A 6,210-nucleotide genomic window follows, 5' to 3' on the forward strand; every position below is an offset into this window, starting at 1 on the left:
TCCCCGTTCACGACCGGCGCGCGCGGCGGGCCGGTGAGCCGGTGGCTGGCCGGCTCATGGGACCGGCCCATGGGACCCGCCCGTCCAGCCCCGTTCAGTCGCGTACCAGCGCGGGCCGCTTCGCGTCGAACCGCCAGTCGGGGACCAGGAACCGCATGGCCGCCGCGTCGTCACGGCCACCCAGGCCCAGCGAGCGGTACAGCTCGTGCGCCTCCTCCACCCGCTCCATGTCGAGTTCGACACCGAGGCCCGGGCGGTCGGGGACGGCGAGGGTGCCGTCCTCGATGCGGAAGGGCTCGGCGGTCAGGCGCTGCCCGTCCTGCCAGATCCAGTGGGTGTCGATCGCGGTGATGTCACCGGGCGCGGCGGCTGCCACGTGCGTGAACATCGCCAGCGACACATCGAAGTGGTTGTTGGAGTGCGAGCCCCAGGTCAGCCCCCACGCGTCGCACAACTGGGCGACGCGCACCGAGCCGTGCAGGGTCCAGAAGTGCGGGTCGGCCAGCGGGATGTCGACGGCGTCGGCGCGTACCGCGTGGCCCAGTTGCCGCCAGTCGGTCGCGACCATGTTGGTGGCCGTCCGCAGCCCCGTCGCGCGGCGGAACTCGGCCATGGTCTCCCGCCCCGAATAGCCGCCCTCCGGGCCGCACGGGTCCTCAGCGTAGGCGAGGACGTCGCGCAGTTCCCGGCCCAGAGCGATCGCCTCGGCCAGCGGCCACGCGCCGTTGGGGTCCAGGGTGATGCGCGCTTCGGGGAAGCGCTCGGCCAGCGCGCGCACCGCCCGCGCCTCCTCCGGGCCCGGCAGTACGCCGCCCTTGAGCTTGAAGTCCTGGAAGCCGTACCGGCGCTGGGCCGCCTCCGCGAGGCGCACGACGGCCTCGGGCGTCAGCGCCTCCTCGTCGCGCAGCCGCAGCCAGTCGTCCTCGGCGCCGGGGTCCGAGCGGTAGGGCAGGTCGGTACGGGTGCGGTCGCCGACGTAGAAGAGGTACCCGAGCACGGGGACCCGCGTGCGCTGCCGCCCCTCGCCCAGCAGCGCGGCGACGGGCACGCCCAGGTGCTGGCCGAGCAGATCCAGCAGCGCCGCCTCGACGGCCGTCACCGCGTGCACGGTCACCCGCAGATCGAAGGTCTGCGCCCCCCTGCCGCCCGCGTCCCGGTCCCCGAAGCGCTCCCGCAGCGACCGCAGCACGGCGTGGAGGTCGCCGACGGCCGCGCCGACCACCAGGTCCCGCGCCTCCTCCAGCGTCGCCCGTATGGACTCGCCGCCCGGCACCTCCCCGACGCCGGTGCGGCCCTCGGAGTCGGTCAGCACGACCAGGTTGCGGGTGAAGTGCGGGGCGTGCGCGCCGCTGAGGTTGAGCAGCATGCTGTCGTGCCCCGCGACGGGGATCACCCGCATCGCGGCGACGGCCGGACGGTCGGCGGACACGGGAGCGGAGGCGGATACGGGAGCGGAGGCGGATACGGGAGCGGAGGCGGAGACGGGGACGGGCGCGGCCATGCGGAGTCCTTCGGTGCGTACGGACAAGGCGGGACGGACAGGGCGGGACGGAGAAGGGACGGGCGGAGTGCTCAGGAGGCGGGGCGCGGCGAGGCGGGCCCCGCCTCGGGACCCGGCCGGGGCTGCGGGGTCTCCGGAGCCTCTGGGGGCTGCGTCGGCCCGGTCAGGGAGCGGTCGCGGCGCACCAGCAGCACGAGCGCGGCCCCCACCAGCGAGGAGAGCGCCAGCGCGTACAGCCCGTACGTCACCTGCCCCGTCGCCTCCTTGACGAGCCCGAAGCCGTACGGCGCGACGAAGCCGCCGAGGTTGCCCAGCGAGTTGACCAGCGCGATGGCCGGGGCCAGCACGGCCGGGTGCATCGTGCCCTGCGGGATGGTCCAGAACAGCGGGCTCGCGCTCTTGAAGCCCATCGCGGCGACGCACAGGAACACCAGGGCGACCACGGGCGAGGCGATGGCCGCCAGATAGGTGCCGCCCGCGGCGACCAGCAGGGAGAAGATCAGCAGCGGCTTGCTCCGCCCCATGCGGTCCGAGGCCCGCCCGGCCAGGTACATGGCGATGACCGCGCAGATCCAGGGGAGCGAGGAGAGCAGGCCGACGGTGACGTCGTTCGTGCCCTCGATGCGCCGCACGATGCTGGGCAGCCAGAAGGTGTTGGCGTAGATCGAGAGCTGGATGGCGAAGTAGATCCCGCAGAACACCAGCACCTGCGGGTGCAGCAGCAGCCGCCACCGCGACACCGAGGCGGCCTTGGCGCCCGCCTCCGCACGCCTGGCGTCGTCCTCCAGCCGCACGCTGGCAGACAGCGCCTCCTGCTCGGGCGCGCTGAGCCACTTGGCGTCCTCGATCTTCGAGTCGAGCAGCCGGTAGGCCACGCAGCCCACGACGATCGACAGCAGCCCCTCCAGGCCGAACAGCCACTGCCAGCCCGCGAACCCCAAGAACCCGTGCAGGGAGAGCAGCGGCCCCGAGACCGGGCCCGAGATGGCGGCGGCGATCGAGGAACCGGCCACGAACATGGCGGTGGCCCGGCCGCGGTGCGAACCGGGCAGCCAGCGCGAGAAGTAGAAGATGATCGCGGGGAAGAAGCCCGCCTCGGCCACGCCCAGCAGGAAGCGCAGCACGTAGAACATCTCGGGTCCGTTGACGAACGCCATCGCGGCGGACACCGCGCCCCAGCTGACCATGATCCGGGTCAGCCAGACCTTCGGCCCGTACCGCTCCATCAGCACGTTGCTGGGCAGTTCGAAGATCGCGTACGCGACGAAGAAGAGCCCGGCGCCCAGCCCGTAGGCCGCCGCGCCGATGCCGACGTCCGTCTCCAAGTGCGTCTGGGCGTAGCCGATGTTGGAGCGGTTGAGCTGATTGCAGATCAGCATCACGACGAACAGGGGGACGACGCGGCGGAAGACCTTGGCGACCGCGCTGTCCAGGGGGGAACCGGAGCGCGGGACATGAGCGGAGGGCATCGGCGACCTCTCTCCTCATCGGGCACCTCGCGGGTGCGGCGCGACCAGGCTGTCCGCCCGGCCGGAGCGGAAGCCGCACGCGCGCCGTCAGCGCTCGTACGAGGCCCTGACCAGGGGCACCGTCGCGACTCCTGCCTCACAGGAAGCTAGAAGTGATGCGCGGTCAGGTCCAACACTCATTTCGTATGGTCCGATGCCGGAATTGAATCGATGCCTCCGCTGCGGACGCCGTTACGGGCGGGGCGAGGCGTCCTCGGGGGCGCGGTAGCGCAGCCCGTCCAGCAGCAGGTCGAGCAGGCGGCGCGCCTGCTCGTGCTGCTCCGGCCGCCCCGCGGCGAGCGAGACGCCGCTGAGCGCGATCAGCACGTCGACGGGATCGACGTCCGGGCGCAGTGCACCGGTCCCGGCGCCCGCTTCGAGGAGCCGGGTGATCGCGGCGGTGAGCTGTTCCCTGCTGTGCGCGAACGGGTTGCCGCCGGAGGCGATGACGGCGTGCAGCGCGTCGGCCATGCCGCGCTTGGTCGTCATGTACTCCAGGCAGCGCTCCATCCACGCGCGCAGCGCCTCGTCGGGTGCGTGCTCCTCCAGGAGCCCGGGGACGGCGTCGCACAGGCGGGCCAGCTCGTTGCGGTACGTCTCCTCGATCAGCGCCTCGCGCGTCGGGAAGTGCCGGTAGAGGGTGCCGATGCCGACGCCCGCCTCCTTGGCGATGCCCTCCAGCGTCGCCTCGGGCCCGTCCTCGGAGAAGGCGCGCAGGGCGGCGGCGAGCAGTCGATCGCGGTTGCGCTGGGCGTCGGCGCGCAGCGGTCGGGGGCCGGTGGCCGGCACGTTGTTCTCCCTCGGGGTGGGGTCGCTTGCAAAACGGAGGTGCCTCCGGTTACCGTCAGGGTGAACGGAGGGTCCTCCGTTTCTCATTCTACGGGCGCGGCCCACGCGCCGCGCCATCGAGACGGGACAGAGCCATGACCTCCACCGAGCGCATCACCACGCCCTTCGGCGCCACCTCCACGGCCGCCGAGGTCATCGACGGCATCGACCTCACAGGGCGCCGCGCCCTCGTGACCGGCGCGTCCTCCGGCATCGGCGTCGAGACGGCCCGCGCCCTCGCGGGCGCCGGGGCCGAGGTGACCCTCGCCGTACGCGACACGGCCGCGGGCGAGCGCACAGCGCGCGACATCTCCACCACCACGGGGAACACGAACCTGCGCGTCTCCCGCCTCGACCTCGCCGACCCGCGGTCGGTCGCGGCGCTCACCGACACGTGGGACGGGCCGCTGCACATCCTCGTCAACAACGCGGGGGTGATGGCCGCGCCCGAGACGCGCACCCCGCAGGGATGGGAGTCGCAGTTCGCCACCAACCACCTCGGCCACTTCGCGCTGGCCACGGGGCTGCACGGCGCGCTCACGGCGGCGCGGGGAGCACGCGTCGTCTCCGTCAGCTCCAGCGGGCATCTGCGCTCGCCCGTCGTCTTCGACGACATCCACTTCCAGGAGCGCCCGTACGACCCGTGGTCGGCCTACGGGCAGTCCAAGACGGCCAACGTGCTCTTCGCCGTCGAGGCCACCAAGCGCTGGGCGTCCGACGGCATCACCGTCAACGCGCTGATGCCGGGGTCGATCGCCACCAACCTCCAGCGGCACGTCTCGCAGGAGGACCTGGAGCGCATCCGGGCCCAGGCGGGCGCCACGGGACTCACGCGCAAGACGCCCGAACAGGGCGCGGCCACATCCGTGCTGCTCGCCACCTCGCCGCTCCTCCAGGACATCGGAGGCCGCTACTTCGAGGACTGCGCCGAGGCCCTCGACCACCAGGGGGGCTTCCTCTCCGGCGTCGCCCCGTACGCCCTCGACCCGGAGGCGGCCGGGCTGCTGTGGCAGGTCTCCGAGGACACGCTGGCCTCGGCACGCTGACGGGGCACGTGTCGGCGCGCTGCGCGTGGGGGAGTGGGGAGGTGGGGGTGAGGGAGTGCTCGCGACACCGCTGTGCACCACGCTGGGCATCGAAGTGCCCGTCATCCAGGCCCCGGTCGGCTCCGCGACGACGCCCGCGCTGGCCGCCGCCGTCACGGAGGCAGGGGGCATGGGAACCCTCGCGCTGACGTGGGACACCCCGGCACGGGCCGTCGCGAAGATACGCGAGGTACGGCGGCGCACGGCCGGTACGTTCGGCGTCAACCTTGTGCTGGACTTCCCCGTCGAGGAGATCCTGACGGCCTGTCTCGACGAGGGGGTGCCTCTCGTCTCCACGTTCTGGGGCGACCCGGCGGGGCTGCCCGACCGCGTGCACGCCGCGGGCGCGCTGCACTTCCACACCGTCGGCGGCGTCGAGGAGGCCCGCCGCGCGGCGGACGCGGGGGCCGACGCGGTGGTGGCCCAGGGCTGGGAGGCCGGGGGCCACGTCAGGGGAGAGGTTTCCACCATGGCGCTGGTGCCCGCCGTCGTGGACGCGGTGCGGCCCCTCCCGGTCGTCGCGGCGGGCGGTATCGGCGACGGCCGGGGGCTCGCCGCCGCGCTCGCGCTCGGCGCCCAGGCGGGCTGGCTCGGCACCCGCTTCCTGACGGCGCTGGAAGCGGACACCCACGAGCGGTACCGGGCCCTGCTGCGGGACGCGACCGAGGCGGACACGGTGCACACCCGCTGCTTTGACGGTGGGTGGCCGGATGCGCCGCACCGGGCGCTGCGCAATGCGACGCTGGCCCGCTGGGAGGACGCTGGGTGCCCGCGTGGTCCCGGTCGCCCCGGCGAGGGCGAGGTGGTGGCCACGGACCGGCACGGCCGCGACCACCTCCGCTACGCCGACATGGTCCCCACCGCCGACGCGACGGGGAACGTGGACGAAATGGCACTCTACGCGGGCCAGTCCGTCGCCCTCACCGGCCACCCCACCCCGGCCGCACGACTCGTATCCACCCTCATCAAGGAGGCCGAAACCACACTGGACACCCTCCACTGAACGCCCAGTCGGGGCGCGTACCCGGGTGCCCCCTGGGGTTTCGCTCGCGACTGCGGCCCGGTGGTCGGGTTGTGCCCACCCTCCCCCAGCTACCGCTGGGAGGTGCCCCCTCGCCGAGCGGGACGCTTGCCCACAACAGGGGTGGCCGGGGCCCCTCCGGCACGGCGCCGGGGCGGGTGCACGGCAGTGGCGCTGTGCGGGCACACAGCATGGGAACAAGCGGAGGGGGCACCGGCCGGAGGTTGGCCACCGGGTGGGAGGGGACGTGGTGGGGTGTCCCCGCAA

At 73.4% G+C, this 6,210-nt stretch carries 5 protein-coding genes; 2 read left to right on the top strand and 3 right to left on the bottom strand.

From position 1 onward, the window contains the following. Positions 1 to 94: 94 nt before the first annotated feature. The 3 genes from gudD to ACYVOO_RS39400 all read right to left on the bottom strand — a co-directional run bounded on the left by gudD (position 95) and on the right by ACYVOO_RS39400 (position 3,798). A complete protein-coding gene (gene gudD, locus ACYVOO_RS39390; RefSeq protein ID WP_461020530.1) occupies positions 95 to 1,501 on the bottom strand; it encodes a glucarate dehydratase in 1,407 nt (468 codons plus the stop codon). A gap of 71 nt (positions 1,502 to 1,572) precedes the next feature. Next, positions 1,573 to 2,970, bottom strand: coding sequence for an MFS transporter (locus ACYVOO_RS39395; RefSeq protein ID WP_461020531.1), 1,398 nt, complete (start codon positions 2,968 to 2,970; stop codon positions 1,573 to 1,575). A gap of 231 nt (positions 2,971 to 3,201) precedes the next feature. Continuing rightward, positions 3,202 to 3,798, bottom strand: a complete 597-nt coding sequence (locus ACYVOO_RS39400; RefSeq protein ID WP_461020532.1) for a TetR/AcrR family transcriptional regulator — start codon at positions 3,796 to 3,798, stop codon at positions 3,202 to 3,204. A 134-nt stretch (positions 3,799 to 3,932) separates the two neighbouring features. On the opposite strand from ACYVOO_RS39400, the gene ACYVOO_RS39405 reads away from it, so the two are divergent. Further along, on the top strand, positions 3,933 to 4,883 hold the full coding sequence (locus ACYVOO_RS39405; RefSeq protein WP_461020533.1) for an SDR family NAD(P)-dependent oxidoreductase: 951 nt from the start codon (positions 3,933 to 3,935) through the stop codon (positions 4,881 to 4,883). A 55-nt stretch (positions 4,884 to 4,938) separates the two neighbouring features. Beyond that, on the top strand, positions 4,939 to 5,925 hold the full coding sequence (locus tag ACYVOO_RS39410; protein ID WP_461020534.1) for an NAD(P)H-dependent flavin oxidoreductase: 987 nt from the start codon (positions 4,939 to 4,941) through the stop codon (positions 5,923 to 5,925). Positions 5,926 to 6,210: the final 285 nt, after the last annotated feature.

It is taken from the genome of Streptomyces daliensis (assembly GCF_054782395.1).